Source organism: Actinobacillus minor NM305, assembly GCF_000175195.1.
GTDB classification, from domain to species: domain Bacteria; phylum Pseudomonadota; class Gammaproteobacteria; order Enterobacterales; family Pasteurellaceae; genus Haemophilus_A; species Haemophilus_A minor.
The window spans coordinates 1-602 of the sequence record NZ_ACQL01000064.1 but is presented as its reverse complement, the minus strand read 5'-3'; the positions used below and the strand labels follow the sequence as shown (position 1 = coordinate 602).

Annotated in this window: 1 protein-coding gene; it reads right to left on the bottom strand. The window is 29.9% G+C overall.

What is annotated here, in order from left to right:
- Window positions 1-168: 168 nt before the first annotated feature.
- Entirely contained in the window at window positions 169-444 is a 276-nt protein-coding gene (locus tag AM305_RS12935) for a type II toxin-antitoxin system YafO family toxin (protein ID WP_407706002.1), read from the bottom strand.
- Between the last annotated feature and the right edge of the window lie 158 nt (window positions 445-602).

The following is a 602-nucleotide window of genomic DNA, read 5'->3' as shown; positions in this document are numbered from 1 at the left end:
TAACTTATTACAAATGCTATGACTCATCACAAAACCTCACCATCATTTTCATTTTAAACCTTAAACGTAGGGTAATAGAAAGTGTCATTATTGTATTTATGACACACGAACTGCGCTTAATTTACTATGCCTTTTACCTACTATGTTTAAAGAATGTATATAAGTTATCTATGAAGCGAAATTATCACATTCTAAGATTTCATCTTCATTATCCAAATTAGTAAAAGAATTCGCAATTTCAATTAATTTCTGTATTAAAGATTGATCATCTTCAATCCGATTATGAGCATAGGGACTTATAATGCCCAAGATAAGGATGCAATTTGAAATATTAGGATGTCTTATATACAAAACATAATTATCACTAGTTCTTTCAGCAGTTCTACGTTTCCATTTTGAAGACTTGAAGTCTTCATTATTTAATGCGATATGTATTTTAGATATTAAAGAATTATATTGCTCTCTATTTATAATGATACATTAACTCATCACAATCATCAGTATGTTGTGATTGTGCTCGACACTCATTTATATTCTCAATCTGCCGAATATCTTTTCCTAACTCAATTTACGTTGGGGAAGTAAAGACGTGGTAGTTTGCC